Annotated in this window: 14 protein-coding genes and 1 pseudogene; 7 read left to right on the top strand and 8 right to left on the bottom strand. The window is 66.0% G+C overall.

Annotation, left to right across the window (positions count from 1 at the left end; translation table 11 throughout):
• The 3 genes and pseudogenes from AC5P7R_RS16610 to AC5P7R_RS16600 all read right to left on the bottom strand — a co-directional run.
• A pseudogene (locus AC5P7R_RS16610) lies at positions 1 to 645 on the bottom strand (transposase); the annotation flags it as partial.
• Between the two features lie 450 nt (positions 646 to 1095).
• Complete coding sequence (locus tag AC5P7R_RS16605; protein ID WP_134735873.1) at positions 1096 to 1920, bottom strand: helix-turn-helix transcriptional regulator; 825 nt, start codon at positions 1918 to 1920, stop codon at positions 1096 to 1098.
• Positions 1917 to 2621 (bottom strand): VIT1/CCC1 transporter family protein, encoded by a 705-nt coding sequence (locus tag AC5P7R_RS16600; RefSeq protein ID WP_021203944.1) that lies wholly within the window; start codon positions 2619 to 2621, stop codon positions 1917 to 1919. The genes AC5P7R_RS16605 and AC5P7R_RS16600 overlap by 4 nt, the downstream gene beginning before the upstream one ends.
• 152 nt (positions 2622 to 2773) lie before the next feature.
• Between AC5P7R_RS16600 and AC5P7R_RS16595 the strand changes: the two genes are divergently transcribed.
• Entirely contained in the window at positions 2774 to 4138 is a 1365-nt protein-coding gene (locus tag AC5P7R_RS16595) for a glutamate--cysteine ligase (protein WP_019662096.1), read from the top strand.
• Positions 4139 to 4241: 103 nt separating this feature from the next.
• Here the strand turns inward: AC5P7R_RS16595 and AC5P7R_RS16590 are convergent, their stop codons facing one another.
• Positions 4242 to 5300: an NAD(P)-dependent alcohol dehydrogenase gene (locus AC5P7R_RS16590; protein WP_227852070.1), complete on the bottom strand. Its 1059-nt coding sequence runs from the start codon at positions 5298 to 5300 to the stop codon at positions 4242 to 4244.
• Positions 5301 to 5407: 107 nt separating this feature from the next.
• Between AC5P7R_RS16590 and AC5P7R_RS16585 the strand changes: the two genes are divergently transcribed.
• On the top strand, positions 5408 to 6292 hold the full coding sequence (locus AC5P7R_RS16585) for a LysR family transcriptional regulator (RefSeq protein WP_021203941.1): 885 nt from the start codon (positions 5408 to 5410) through the stop codon (positions 6290 to 6292).
• Between the two features lie 77 nt (positions 6293 to 6369).
• On the opposite strand, the gene AC5P7R_RS16580 is transcribed toward AC5P7R_RS16585, so the two are convergent.
• A complete protein-coding gene (locus AC5P7R_RS16580; RefSeq protein WP_227854280.1) occupies positions 6370 to 7032 on the bottom strand; it encodes a TetR/AcrR family transcriptional regulator in 663 nt (220 codons plus the stop codon).
• Between the two features lie 76 nt (positions 7033 to 7108).
• Between AC5P7R_RS16580 and AC5P7R_RS16575 the strand changes: the two genes are divergently transcribed.
• Entirely contained in the window at positions 7109 to 7804 is a 696-nt protein-coding gene (locus AC5P7R_RS16575; RefSeq protein ID WP_227854279.1) for a DAPG hydrolase family protein, read from the top strand.
• A 12-nt stretch (positions 7805 to 7816) separates the two neighbouring features.
• Here the strand turns inward: AC5P7R_RS16575 and AC5P7R_RS16570 are convergent, their stop codons facing one another.
• Complete coding sequence (locus tag AC5P7R_RS16570) at positions 7817 to 8233, bottom strand: VOC family protein (protein ID WP_026347277.1); 417 nt, start codon at positions 8231 to 8233, stop codon at positions 7817 to 7819.
• Positions 8234 to 8347: 114 nt separating this feature from the next.
• Between AC5P7R_RS16570 and AC5P7R_RS16565 the strand changes: the two genes are divergently transcribed.
• On the top strand, positions 8348 to 9025 hold the full coding sequence (locus AC5P7R_RS16565) for an SMI1/KNR4 family protein (RefSeq protein ID WP_021203938.1): 678 nt from the start codon (positions 8348 to 8350) through the stop codon (positions 9023 to 9025).
• Between the two features lie 50 nt (positions 9026 to 9075).
• Here the strand turns inward: AC5P7R_RS16565 and AC5P7R_RS16560 are convergent, their stop codons facing one another.
• Positions 9076 to 10179, bottom strand: coding sequence for an alkene reductase (locus AC5P7R_RS16560; protein ID WP_031270535.1), 1104 nt, complete (start codon positions 10177 to 10179; stop codon positions 9076 to 9078).
• Between the two features lie 130 nt (positions 10180 to 10309).
• Here AC5P7R_RS16560 and AC5P7R_RS16555 point away from each other — a divergent pair, with 130 nt between their 5' ends.
• On the top strand, positions 10310 to 11215 hold the full coding sequence (locus AC5P7R_RS16555; protein ID WP_061479599.1) for a LysR family transcriptional regulator: 906 nt from the start codon (positions 10310 to 10312) through the stop codon (positions 11213 to 11215).
• A gap of 10 nt (positions 11216 to 11225) precedes the next feature.
• Here AC5P7R_RS16555 and AC5P7R_RS16550 read toward each other — a convergent pair whose 3' ends face one another.
• Positions 11226 to 11645 (bottom strand): Imm70 family immunity protein, encoded by a 420-nt coding sequence (locus AC5P7R_RS16550; protein WP_021203935.1) that lies wholly within the window; start codon positions 11643 to 11645, stop codon positions 11226 to 11228.
• A 187-nt stretch (positions 11646 to 11832) separates the two neighbouring features.
• Between AC5P7R_RS16550 and frmR the strand changes: the two genes are divergently transcribed.
• On the top strand, positions 11833 to 12108 hold the full coding sequence (gene frmR / locus AC5P7R_RS16545) for a formaldehyde-responsive transcriptional repressor FrmR (protein WP_021203934.1): 276 nt from the start codon (positions 11833 to 11835) through the stop codon (positions 12106 to 12108).
• 59 nt (positions 12109 to 12167) lie between these two features.
• Positions 12168 to 13277, top strand: a complete 1110-nt coding sequence (locus AC5P7R_RS16540; RefSeq protein WP_019662086.1) for an S-(hydroxymethyl)glutathione dehydrogenase/class III alcohol dehydrogenase — start codon at positions 12168 to 12170, stop codon at positions 13275 to 13277.
• Positions 13278 to 13281: the final 4 nt, after the last annotated feature.

Raw genomic sequence — 13281 nt, 5'->3', positions numbered from 1 at the left:
GGATGCGCTCGCACAGGGCTGCCTCGTCCTGATCCGGATGGGCCAGGACATGGTTCTGGTAATAGAACGTACTGCGTGACAGCTCCGCCGCTTCGAGCAGAAGCGACAGCGTATGAACCTGCCTCAATCCTTGGATGGCTTTCGCTTTGCGTCTTGCGCCGCCTGCTCTTCCCGGATCAAGGCATCGAGTTTTTTTAGGTAGTCGGTCTCCGCACGCAGATAGGCGACTTCCTTGAGCAGCTCATCGCGGCTCATTTCCTCAGGTGGCTTGGACGAACGGGTCTTTTTCATCGGCTTTCGGGGCAGCGGCGGAGGCGGTGCCAACGCTTGGGCACCGCCTTGAGCATACAGGCGCCGCCATCGCCCCACCGCGCCGGCATCACCGATCTGGAAGTAGGTGGTGGCCTCCCGCCCGGACATACCGTCCTGGCTCATTTTTTCCAGGACAGCCAACTTGAACGGGAGGTCATAGAACCGGGCCTGGCGATGAAATCCGCGCCAACCATACAGCCGATAGGTCGCCACCCAGCGCCTGACCGTGGAGGCCTCCAGGCTGTGGCGACGAGCAACGGCTTTGACTGATGTGGAGGTCTTGCAGGCCTCTTTGGCGACCTGCAGTTTGAAACGAGCGTCGTATCTGTTCATGTATCCCTCGGGGTTGGATCTGGCGTCCAACTCCCGGGGGTCACTTCATCCCTGGGGGCTTGGCCGCGGCATCCATGCCGCGGACACTCCCGCAACCGGACCCACCCCGCCTTCGACAGTTTTCCGCGATCTGTTGGAAATTCTCTTTGGGTCAGATCCGTTTTCCGGAGGAAAACGGATCTGACCCAGATCGATTTCGATATCTGACAGATGTGTCGACCAAGGTCGACACCTACCAACAGTCGCGAAGATCTGTCAGAGGTGGGGCGGTGTGGGTGGGCAGGACCGTTGGCGCCATGGATGGCGCCATCGAGCCCCCATGGATGGGTTTACGGCGTGTCCTGCCCACCCACACCGCCCCGCCATCCCACGGATAGCCCGCTGTTGCTGTTGCTTTCGCTGTTGCCGTTGCCTCTGCAGGTGCAGGGCTGCAGGCCCTGCCGAACCCCCTCAAATGTCTGTGGGAGCCAGCCCGTACTGCTCGGCGAAGCGCTTGCTGAAACTCGCCACAGACCGATAGCCCGCGCGTGCGGCCACGGTCTTCAACGGCAGGTCCGTGGTGTAGAGCAGCTGCATGCCATGCGCCAGCCGGGCCTCGGTGAGCAGCTGGCGCAGGCTGGTGTCCTCGGCCGCCAGGCGACGGCGCAGGGTCGCGCCGCTCAGCGCGAACAGCGCTTCCACATCACGCGATTGCCAGTCGCGGGCCGGTTCGGCGGCGATGCGGTCGCGGATCTGTTCGCCCAGGCTCGGCGCCTGCGGCAGCAGCAGGTTGCCGTGGCCCTGCCGGCACAGGGTCAGTACCAACGAGGCCAGGGCCAGCCGCGCTTCGCTGTAACGGCCGTCCTGCAGCGATTGCCGCCACTGGCGCAGCACCGCGCCATGATCGATCAACGGCAGTCGCGCCATCGCATGACCAGCGGCGGGAAGCTCCCCGCTCCACAGCGTGCGTGCGGCCGCCAGCACTTCGGCACACAGCGGCACGATGGCGCTGAGGTAGCGGCCACTGCGTGGGTCGGGGGTGTTGACTACATCGATGCGGCATCGCTGGGTCAGCAGCAGGATGTCGCCGGGGATGAACTCCAGCGACTGGTGGGCGGTACGCACCTGCTTGCGGCCTTCCAGCAGGATCGCGAACTGGGGTTGCGGAATCTCCACCGAGCTGGCGCCATGTTCGCGCCGAGCGGTGATGCACGCATAACCTTCGGCGCGTGCGCAGCCGGCCAGACTGGCCATCTCGGCCAGCAGTGCGGTAACTGGCGGCAGCATGCCGGTCATGTCACCTGGGCGCCGAACAGGCGACCGACGCCTGCAGCGGCGGCCATTGCCAGTGCACCCCAGAACATCACACGCAACGCGCCGCGTACCGGCGGGGCGCCGCCGGCCTGGGCTGCCACCGCGCCGGTCAGGCACAGGCCGAGCAGGGTACTGGCCGTGGTCATCATCGCGACCTTGTCGACCGGCGCGAGCAACGCGGTCAGCACCGGCAGTGCCGCACCGCAGGTGAAGGCGCCGGCAGAGGCCAGCGCTGCCTGCAGCGGGCGCGCGCGCAGGGTATCGGTGATGCCCAGCTCGTCGCGCGCGTGGGCGCCCAGTGCGTCGTGGGCGGTGAGCTGTTCGGCCACCTGCCGTGCCAGCGCCGGCTCCAGGCCACGGTGGCGGTAGATCGCGGCCAGCTCTTCCAGCTCGCTGTGCGGATCTTCGTGCAGTTCGCGCTTTTCCATTGCCAGGTCGGCGTCTTCGGTGTCGGCCTGGGTCTGCACCGAGACATACTCGCCGGCGGCCATCGACATCGCGCCGGCCACGGTGCCGGCCACGCCGGTGGCCAGGATGGTCGCAGCGGAGGCGCCGCTGGCGGCCACGCCGACCACCAGGCCGGCCACCGAGACGATGCCATCGTTGGCGCCCAGCACGGCGGCACGCAGCCAGCCGACGCGCTCGGAGCGGTGCAGTTCGGGGTGTCGTGAATGGCGGCTCATGACGTTGAGTGTACGAGGGTCAAGAGGGCGTCGGTAGGATGCTGAAACCCGTCACCGTCGCATGACGCGACGGGGTGCCACGCTATAGTGCGCCCTTGCGATGGAAGGCCGCGAGCCCCACATCCCCCGCCACCGTCCAGCGAGCCTCTCCCTTGTCGAGCCCCAGCCACGTCGCCGATACCCCCATTACCGACCGCTCGCAGCTGGTGGAGGTGATCGCCTCCGGCGAGAAGCCCCGCGCGCAGTGGCGCATCGGCACCGAGCACGAGAAGTTCGGGTTCCGCCTGGATGACCTGCGCCCGCCGACCTTCGAGGGCGAGCGCGGCATCGAAGCGCTGCTCAACGGCCTGGTCCGCTTCGGCTGGGAGCCCGTGCAGGAGAACGGCAGCACGATCGCCCTGCTGCGCGATGGCGCCTCGGTGACGCTGGAACCGGCCGGCCAGCTGGAACTGTCCGGTGCGGCGCTGGAAACCATCCACCAGACCTGCGTGGAAACCGGCACCCACCTCAATGAAGTGGCGCAGGTGGCCGGCGAACTGCAGCTGGGTTTCCTCGGCATGGGCTTCCAGCCGAAGTGGAAGCGCGATGAAATGCCGTGGATGCCCAAGGGGCGCTACAAGATCATGCGCTCGTACATGCCCAAGGTCGGTTCGCTGGGCCTGGACATGATGACCCGCACCTGCACGGTGCAGGTGAACCTGGACTACGCCACCGAAGCGGACATGGTGAAGAAGTTCCGCGTGTCGCTGGCGCTGCAGCCGATCGCCACCGCGCTGTTCGCCGATTCGCCGTTCACCGAAGGCAAGCCGAACGGCTACCTGAGCTACCGCTCGCACATCTGGACCGACACCGACGCCGACCGCACCGGCATGCTCGACTTCGTGTTCGAGGATGGTTTTGGTTACGAGCGCTATGTCGACTACCTGCTCGACGTGCCGATGTATTTCTCCTACCGCGATGGCATCTACCACGACGCCAGCGGGCAGAGCTTCCGCGATTTCATGCAGGCCAGGCTGCCGGTGCTGCCGGGTGCGCTGCCGACGCTGCGCGACTGGTCGGACCACATGACCACCGCGTTCCCGGAAGTGCGCCTGAAGAAGTACCTGGAAATGCGTGGTGCCGATGGTGGCCCGTGGAGCCGCCTGTGTGCGCTGCCGGCATTCTGGGTGGGCCTGTTGTATGACGACACCGCACTGGATGCCGCCTGGGACCTGGTGCGTGACTTCACCCTGGCCGAGCGCCATGCGCTGCGTGACGGCGTGCCGAAGCATGCGATGAACCTGCCGTTCCGCAATGGCACCGTGCGTGACCTCGCCGGCGAGGCGGTCAAGATCTCGGTGGAAGGCCTCAAGCGTCGCGCCGCACGCAATGCCGATGGCCAGGACGAGAGCAAGTTCCTGGACGTGCTGCAGGAGATCGTCGAATCCGGCCTGACCCCGGCCGAGCGCAAGCTGGCGCTGTTCCATGGCCGCTGGCACGGCGACGTCGATCCGGTGTTCCGCGAATTCGCGTACTGAGTGGATTGCGGTAGTGCCAGGCGGGGGCGCCGGCCAGCGGCCGGCACTACCAGAAAAAAACCCCGGCATTGCCGGGGTTTTTCTTTTTCGCATCTGCCCTGGATCAGGCCGCGTTCTTCATCGTCGCCATGTCGATCACGAAGCGGTAGCGCACATCGTTCTTCGCCATGCGTTCCCAGGCTTCGTTGACGTTCCTGATGTCGATCATCTCCACATCGCTGACGATGCCGTGCTCGGCACAGAAGTCCATCATTTCCTGGGTTTCGGCCATGCCGCCTATCGCCGAGCCGGTCAGGTGCTTGCGGCCGAAGATCACGCTGCCACCGGTCAACGGCGGGTCCAGTTCGGTCAGCACGCCGACCAGGCACATGGTGGCTTCGCGCTTGAGCAGGCCCATGTACGGATTGGTGTCATGGCTGACCGGGATGGTATTGAGCAGGAAGTCGAAGCTGCCGGCGTGCGCCTTCATCTGCGCCGCATCGCGCGAGACCAGCACCTCATCGGCGCCCAGGCGCTTGGCATCGGTGCCCTTTTCCGGGGTGGTGGTGATCATCACCACGTGCGCACCGAGCGCCTTGGCGAACTTCACGCCCATGTGGCCGAGGCCGCCGAGGCCGATCACGCCGACCTTCTGGCCCGGGCCGACCTTCCAATGGCGCAGCGGCGACCACGTGGTGATGCCGGCGCACAGCAGCGGTGCGGCCGCCTTCAGGTCGAGGGTGTCGGACACCTTCACCACGAAGCGTTGCTCGACCACCACGTGGTCGGAATAGCCGCCGTAGGTCGGTGCGCCGCTTTCGCGTTCACGGCCGTTGTAGGTCCAGGTCGCGCCCTCGGCGCAGTACTGCTCCAGGTCGTGCTGGCAGGCGTCGCAGTGGCGGCAGGAGTCGACCATGCAACCCACGCCGGCGTGGTCGCCGACCTTGAAGCGGGTGACGTTGCTGCCGACCTCGGTGACGCGGCCGATGATCTCGTGACCCGGCACCATCGGGTAGATCGAGCCACCCCAATCATCGCGGGCCTGATGCAGGTCGGAGTGGCAGATGCCGCTGTAGAGGATCTCGATGCGCACGTCGTTGGGACCGACCGCACGGCGTTCGAACTCATAGGGGACCAGCGGGGCGGTATGGGAATGGGCGGCGTAACCACGGGCGAGGGACATGGGGAATCCTTGGCAGGGTTTATCGAAAGGCGTTTTACAATACGCCCCGTTCCCAGCGGCAGGAATCGCGGATATCGGCATGATTCATCAAGTGGAACTGCACAATCATGGCCACTGACAACCTCACCCACCTGGCCGCGTTTGCCGCGGTCGCCCGCCACCGCAGCTTCCGCCGCGCCGGTGCCGAGCTGGCGCTGTCGACCTCGGCAGTGAGCTATGCGATCCGCGCGCTGGAAGAACGGTTGGGGGTGGGCCTGTTCCATCGCACCACCCGCAGCGTGGCCCTGACTGAGGCCGGGCAGCGCCTGCTGGAGCGCCTGCAGCCGGCGCTGGGCCAGGTGCATGACGCGCTGGAAGAGATGAACCAGTTCCGTGCCGCGCCGGCCGGCCTGCTGCGCATCAACGCCACCCGCGCGGCGGTACCGACCCAGTTGGGGCCGCGACTGGCGCGCTTCCTGCACGCTCACCCCGACGTGCGGGTGGAGCTGACCGAAAACGATGGCCTGGTCGACATCGTCGCCGAGGGCTACGACGCCGGCGTGCGCCTGCACGAGTTCGTGCCCGAGGACATGGTGGCGGTGCCGATGGGGCCGCCGTTGCGCGGGCTGATTGTCGGCTCGCCGGATTACCTGCGGCGGCGTCCGGCGCCGCAGCATCCGCGCGACCTGGCCGCGCATGAGTGCATCCGCTTCCGCTTTGCCAGCGGGCATCTATACAAATGGCAGTTCGAGCGTAGCGGGCAAGCGCTGGAGATCGACGTGCCGGGCCGGCTCACATTGAGCGAGCAGGGCACCGTGGTCGGTGCAGTGCTAGATGGCATCGGCCTGGCCTACGTGCTGGAAGACACGGCAAGGCCCTACATTGATTCGGGGCAGATGGTGGCGGTGCTGGAAGACTGGAGCGAGCCGTTCGCCGGCTTCGCTCTGTACTACCCGAAGCAGCGGCAGATGCCCGGTGCGCTGCGCGCGTTCGTGGATATGCTGCGCGAATGAGTTGCGATGGATGATGTGGTGCCGACCAACGGACGGCACCCACCACCCACTGTCGTCCATGCGCGGATGGGGCAACCCTACGGCACCCGCAACACCGGCGCCAACAACGCCATGCACTCACGCAGGTGCACCTCCACCGGCGCATCCTCGGCCACCACGCCGATCACGCGTTCGCGCAGCGGCTCGGCCACGGCCATTGCCAGGATCAGTCGCGCCATGCGTGCGGAATCCCCCTCACGCAGCAGCCCACGCTGCTGCTGCCGTTCCAGCCAGTCAGCCAGCAGCGCTCGGCCGCGTTCGATGCCATTGTCCAGATAGGCCTGCAGCAGCGCGTCCTTGCCGGGGAAATCGGTGGCCAGCAGGCGGAACACCTGCACCGCCTGCGCCGACAGCGCCTGCGCGCAGACCGCCTGCAGGATGTCCTGCAACAGCGGCACGACCTCTTCGGCATTGCGCGCATCGCGCTGCAACTGTGGCGCGAAGCCGTCGGTCCATTCGCGCACCGCAAACCCAACCAGTTCCTCGCGATTGCTGGCGTGGCGATACACCGTCTTCTTCGCCACCCCGGCGTGCGCCGCCACCGCTTCGATGGTGGTGGCCTCGTAACCCTGTGCCAGCAGCAGCTCCAGGGTGGCCTGCAGTACCGCGTGGCGGACTTCCGCCTCCGGGCGCGCAGGGCGGCCGCGGCGGCGGGTCGGCGTTGTGGACTCGGACAGGGTCGTGCTGTTCATTGTGCCCATCTTACCGCATCCGGCTAATTGAGAAACGAATAACGTTTCCGTATTGTCGGGTCTCCCAACACCGCAGGAGACCCCGATGGATACCGCTGTGAACGCACGCGCCTGGCTGGACCACCACGATCTGCTCGACCCGGCGCCGATGCACCTGGAGACCGGCATCCAGCGCCGCGAAGACGGCACCCTGCTGGTGGCGGTGCGTAGCGATCTGCACGGCTGCAGGGGCCGCATGCTGGACTGGTGGTTCACCTTCTTCGAGACCACCCAGCACATCCGCTGGTGGCATCCGGTCGATCATGTCGAGCATCGCGGCTGGGACGCGGCGTGGCAGCGCGGGCGCAGCTACCACGGTGCCAGCATCCATGCGGTGGAATCGCTGGCCGACATTCCGCCGGTGGCGGCACGCCTGAAGTTCCATGACCCGCGCACGCTGCTGGTGCCCCAGCGCCTGCAGGCGGCACAGGATGCAGGCGATGTATCGGCGGTGATTGCCGCGCGCATCGGCTTCGGCGACCACGTCCGCCTGGATGCAAACGGTGATCCCTGCGACGGGCAGATGCTGCACGTGGCGCGTGATACGCCGTTTGGCTGTGTGCTGCGCAGCCGCTTCGTGCTCGGCCTGGACAGCGCCGATCCGCACCGCGAGGCCGGCGATGCGGTCGGCCTGGGCCTGCTCAAGCACTGCTATACGGAGTTCAGTTTCCTCTCGCGCTTGCTGCCGTCGCTGTACTACGGCGAGCGTGCCAATGGCGAGGCAGTGCCTTTGCCGTGGTGAGTGGTGCAACGGTCATTCGACCAGCGCGTCGTAGCCTTCAGCACTGAACTGGATCAGGCAGAAGCCGTGGCCGAACGGATCGGCCAGCACGGCGATGCGTCCCCAGCGACGCTCGCGCAAGGACTGCTCGAGCGTCGCTCCGGCTGCGACTGCACGTACCAGCGCGGCGTCGATGTCATCCACTACCCAATCCAGGTGCAGCGGCGTCCAATGGCGCTCGTAGTCGCGCACGTCGCCGTCTTCGGTGGCGGCGCTGCCGGCGTCGTTGTGCAGCAGGTAGAGCGGCGTTGGCCCACCGAGCAGCTCCACGGCACCCGGGCCTAGACGGCGGCCGATGCGCAGGCCGAAGGCCCGGATGTAGAAGTCTTCGGCGGCGGCCAGGTCGGGGACGTCGAGGTTGACGATGAAGCTGTGGGCAGTGGCGTTCATGGCAGCGATGGGCGGCATCCGGTGGTCGCAGTCTAGTCCTGCCGCGTGCTGTGGCCGGTTCATCTCCTGCGCGGATTCGGGCAAGCTGGGCGGTCTCTATCGACAAGGACATCCATGAGCGCGCTATCCGGCATCGAACAGGCCACCGGCCAGTCCTTCCCGCCCCTGTTCAAGCAGCTGCATGCAGCGGGTCGGTTGAGTTGGGGTGCTCCCCATCCGGAATGGTCCGAGGTGGTATTCCCGACGCTGCAGGCGGATCCGCCGGTGCTGCTGTACGCCCAGGACTACGAGCCGTTGGAACACGACGAGCTGCTGGAGGCGTGGCAGGAGCTGACCGCCGAGGATCATTACAATCCCCTGCGTCCCGACCTGCAGCTCCTGCCGTTTGCGCGGACCGGCGGCGGCGACAGCTACTGCTTCTGGAGCAACGCGCCCGGCTTTGCCGAGCCCCCTGTCGTGCTGGTGTGGCATGACGATGATCGTGCCGATGTGCTGGCCGCCAGCTATCAGGATTTCCTGTTCCGCAAGATGGTCGAAGCCGTTGCTGACTACCAGGCGCCGTACACGCTGCTGTCGCACGGCGAGCTGGCCGGCAACCTGCGGCGCTGGCTGCAGTCCCACCAGTCCTTCCTGCGCGGCGACCAGTACGCGGCGTTGCAGCGGCTGTTCGCCCGCGTTGACGATATTGAGGAAGGAAACATCAGCGACGACGACGTACAGGCCATCGTCGCTGAAGTGATCGGTTTCGAGCGTTTGGACGAGTCGTTCGCTTACGTGCGTGAGGATGCCTGAGGGCATGGGTCGGAGCCCCGCCGGCGGCGGGGATCCGACCCCGTGCGTGATCAGCCTGCGGCCGGGTAATCGAGGTAGCCTGCCTCGCCGCCTCCGTAATAGGTGCTGCGGTCCGGCGTGGCCAGCGCGACGTTGCGCTGCAGGCGCTCGACCAGATCCGGGTTGGCGATGAACGGCTGGCCGAACGCGGCCAGGTCGATGGTGCCCGCTTCGACCAGCTGCAGGGCGCGTTCGCGGGTCATGCCACCTGCCAGGATGACGGTGCCGCCGTAGGCCTGCTTGAACTGCCGCAGGAACACCTCGCCTAGTACCGACTGGCCCGCCTGCAGGTTGTCGTTGAGATGCACATAGGCCAGGCCGCGCGTGCCCAGTTCCTCGGCCAGGTACAGGTAGGTGGCCTCGTTGTCGGGGTAGAACGGCATGTCGAAGGTGAGGTTGTTCGGCGCCAGACGCACGCCGATGCGCTGCGCACCGATGCGCTGGGCCATCGCATCGACGGTCTCCAGGATCAAGCGCGCACGATTTGGCAGCGAGCCGCCATAGCGGTCCTCGCGCTGGTTGATGAGCGGGTTGAGGAACTGTTCGAACAGGTAGCCGTTGGCGGCATGCAGTTCGATGCCATCGAAACCGGCGGCGATGGCGTTGTCGGCGCCGCGCGCGAAGTCGTCGACGATGCCGGGGATCTCTTCGGTGGCCAGCGCACGTGCCGGGGTGGGATCGGCGTGGCCGCGGCTGCCGTCGTCCAGATAGACGAACGAGGTGTTCTTCGGTGCGCTGGCGACCGGCCGGGTACCGGCGCTTACCGGTTGACCACCGTCGGGCTGCAGCGAGTAATGCGACATGCGGCCGACGTGCCAGAGCTGGGCGAAGATCGTGCCCTGTGCGGCATGCACCGCCTCGGTGACGAGCTTCCACCCGGCAACCTGCTCGGCCGACCAGATACCCGGCACGTCGATGTAACCCTGGCCCTGCGGCGAGACCGGGGTGCCTTCACTGATGATCAGGCCGGCGCTGGCGCGCTGCCGGTAGTACTGCGCGGTGAGTTCATTGGCCACCGCGCCGGGGTTGCGGGCGCGGGTCATCGGGGCCATCACGATGCGGTTGCGCAGGGCGATGCCTGCCAGATCGAAGGGGCGGAACAGGGCGGCGGTCATGTCGGTCATCTTGGTGCGGGGAGGAGGCGCCAGCGGCGCGATGCACACAGAATGGAGTTGACATGCAGACGCATAAAGAGCTTCGATCTCCCCAGGTGCGGGACTATTTGTCCCCAATGGAGCGCGATAGATGCTGCCGCTGGAATCATTGAATGGCCTGGTCACGTTCGTTACCACGGCCCGCTCAGGCAGCTTCACCGAGGCTGCCGACGCGCTGGGCATCTCACGCTCGGCGGTGGGCAAGGCCATCGCCCGGCTGGAAGCGCGGCTGGGCGTGCGCCTGTTCCACCGCACCACGCGGCGCATCGCGCTGACCACCGACGGCGAAGCGTACTACGCATCGTGTGCGGCGGCGCTGGAAGAAATCTCCGCCGCCGAGGCCTGCCTGGGGTCGGCCGGCCTGCCCAGCGGACGGCTGCGCATCGACATGCCATCCTCGTTCGGGCGCCTGGTGGTGCTGCCGGTGCTGCTGCGCCTGTGCCGGCAATACCCGGACCTGCAACTGACGATGACCTTCACCGATCACTTCGTCGATCCGGTCGAAGAGGGCATCGACCTGCTGATCCGCTTCGGCGGATTGCACCAGGCCGAGCATCTGGTCGCGCGCCGGCTGGGTCGCCAACGACTGGTCACCTGCGCATCGCCAGAGTACCTGCAGGCGCATGGCGTGCCGGCCTCCGTGGAGGATCTGGCGCAGCACCGCAGCGTCGTTGGTTTCCGCCACGGCCAGCCGGTGGCGTGGCGGATCGGCAGGGACGATGCCGAGGGAACGTTCATCCCGAATGCGACCTACCAGCTCAACGATGGTGACGCGGTGATCGATGCGGCCATCGCTGGGCTGGGCATCTGCCAGATGCCCGTTTCACTGGTACGCCGTCATCTGGAATCCGGGGCGCTGCAATCGGTGCTGGATGCGCACATGCAGCGGCATATCGACATCCATGCGCTGTGGCCACCGACCCGCCACCTGCGGCCCAAGGTGCGCTACGTGGTGGATGAGCTGGCGCGGTTGGCGGCTCAGGGCGTGTTTGATTGAGCGTAGGGCATCAGTAGTTGATGGTCCGGGCGGACGTGTCTTCGCCTTCCTGAAGTGCTTCAAACACCTCGGCCAGAAGCGCGATCAGATCGTGCCCATGTGAGGTGACGAAGTAGGTCGCCAGGCTGTCGATGTCGCCAGCGATATCGTCTCCCCACGGTGGACGCTGGGTTCTATCCTCGAACGACCATATGACACGGGCTGGCGCAAGCTCGGCCAGCTCTCGGCGGACCCTATGTAGTTCGGCCAGCGCGGCGGCAGCATCTGATTGCTGCAGTCTGCCGGCGTATAGCTGATTCAAGAGGATTGGGAATCGACTTCCCCAGCCATTCGGCTCCAGGTTGCCGGATATGGTCGAGAAGAAGGCATAGAGAAACGCGCCACTGCCGATCTCATCGGTGATGCGCCCGAGTTGGATGCCAACACCCATTGTCTGGTTGCTGATTCTGCCGATCCTACAGCATGCCCCGATGCATTAACGGTAGAAGCGCAATTTCTGTAATTGATTGATATGAAAGGATTCAACGGCACTATTGCGGAGGCGGGAGATGCCATTTCCGTCACTTTGCCAATACACATGTATACTATCCCCCAGTATAGTTCCGAACTGGCCCGCCATGCCGCATTCCCCCGAAGAGAAGAAGAAGGTCCTGGCCCGCGTGCGCCGCATCCGCGGCCAGTGCGATGCGCTTGACCGCGCGCTGGAAGCCGGCGCCGACTGCGGGCCGGTGCTGCAGCAGATCGCCGCCATCCGTGGCGCGGTCAACGGCCTGATGTCCGAGGTGATGGAGGCCCATCTGCGCGAGGAATTCGGCCAGCCCGCCGCCTCCGAAGAACAACGCGCCGAACGCGTGCGCGACATGAGCGCGTTGATCCGCTCGTACCTGAAGTAAACGACGGCGCAACATGGCGCCGCCCATCCTGTCATTGCCTGTCTCTGGAGAGTCCACCCATGAAATCCCGTGCCGCCGTCGCCTTTGGTCCCGGCCAGCCGCTGCAGATCGTCGAGATCGACGTCGCCCCGCCGAAGAAGGGCGAAGTGCTGGTGAAGATTACCCACACCGGTGTCTGCCACACCGATGCGTTCACCCTGTCCGGTGATGACCCGGAAGGCCTGTTCCCGGTGGTGCTGGGCCATGAAGGCGCCGGCATCGTGGTGGAAGTGGGCGAGGGCGTGACCAGCGTCAAGCCGGGCGACCATGTGATTCCGCTGTATACCGCCGAGTGTGGCGAATGCCTGTTCTGCAAGAGCGGCAAGACCAACCTGTGCGTGGCCGTGCGCGCCACCCAGGGCAAGGGCGTGATGCCCGACGGCACCAGCCGCTTCAGCTACAACGGCGAGCCGCTGTACCACTACATGGGCTGCTCGACCTTCAGCGAGTACACCGTTGTGGCCGAAGTCTCGCTGGCGAAGATCAATCCGGACGCCAACCCGGAACACGTCTGCCTGCTCGGCTGTGGCGTCACCACTGGCATCGGCGCGGTGCACAACACCGCCAAGGTGCAGGAAGGCGACAGCGTGGCGGTGTTCGGCCTGGGTGGCATCGGCCTAGCGGTGATCCAGGGTGCGCGCCAGGCCAAGGCCGGCCGCATCATCGCGGTGGACACCAATCCGTCCAAGTTCGAACTGGCGCGCGAATTCGGCGCCACCGACTGCATCAACCCGAAGGACTTCGACAAGCCGATCCAGCAGGTCATCGTGGAAATGACCACCTGGGGTGTGGACCACAGCTTCGAGTGCATCGGCAACGTCAACGTGATGCGCGCGGCGCTGGAATGCGCGCATCGTGGCTGGGGCCAGAGCGTGGTGATCGGCGTGGCCGGTGCCGGGCAGGAGATCTCCACCCGCCCGTTCCAGCTGGTGACCGGGCGCAAGTGGATGGGTACCGCCTTCGGTGGCGTGAAGGGCCGCAGCCAGCTGCCGGGCATGGTCGAGGACGCGATGAAGGGCGATATCGAACTGGCGCCGTTCGTCACCCACACCATGGACCTGGACAGGATCAACGACGCCTTCGACCTCATGCATGAAGGCAAGTCGATCCGTTCGGTGGTCCATTACTGAGCCG

It is taken from the genome of Stenotrophomonas sp. YJH_SMC_27, assembly GCF_059369815.1.
This window is presented reverse-complemented; position numbering and strand designations above follow the sequence as displayed.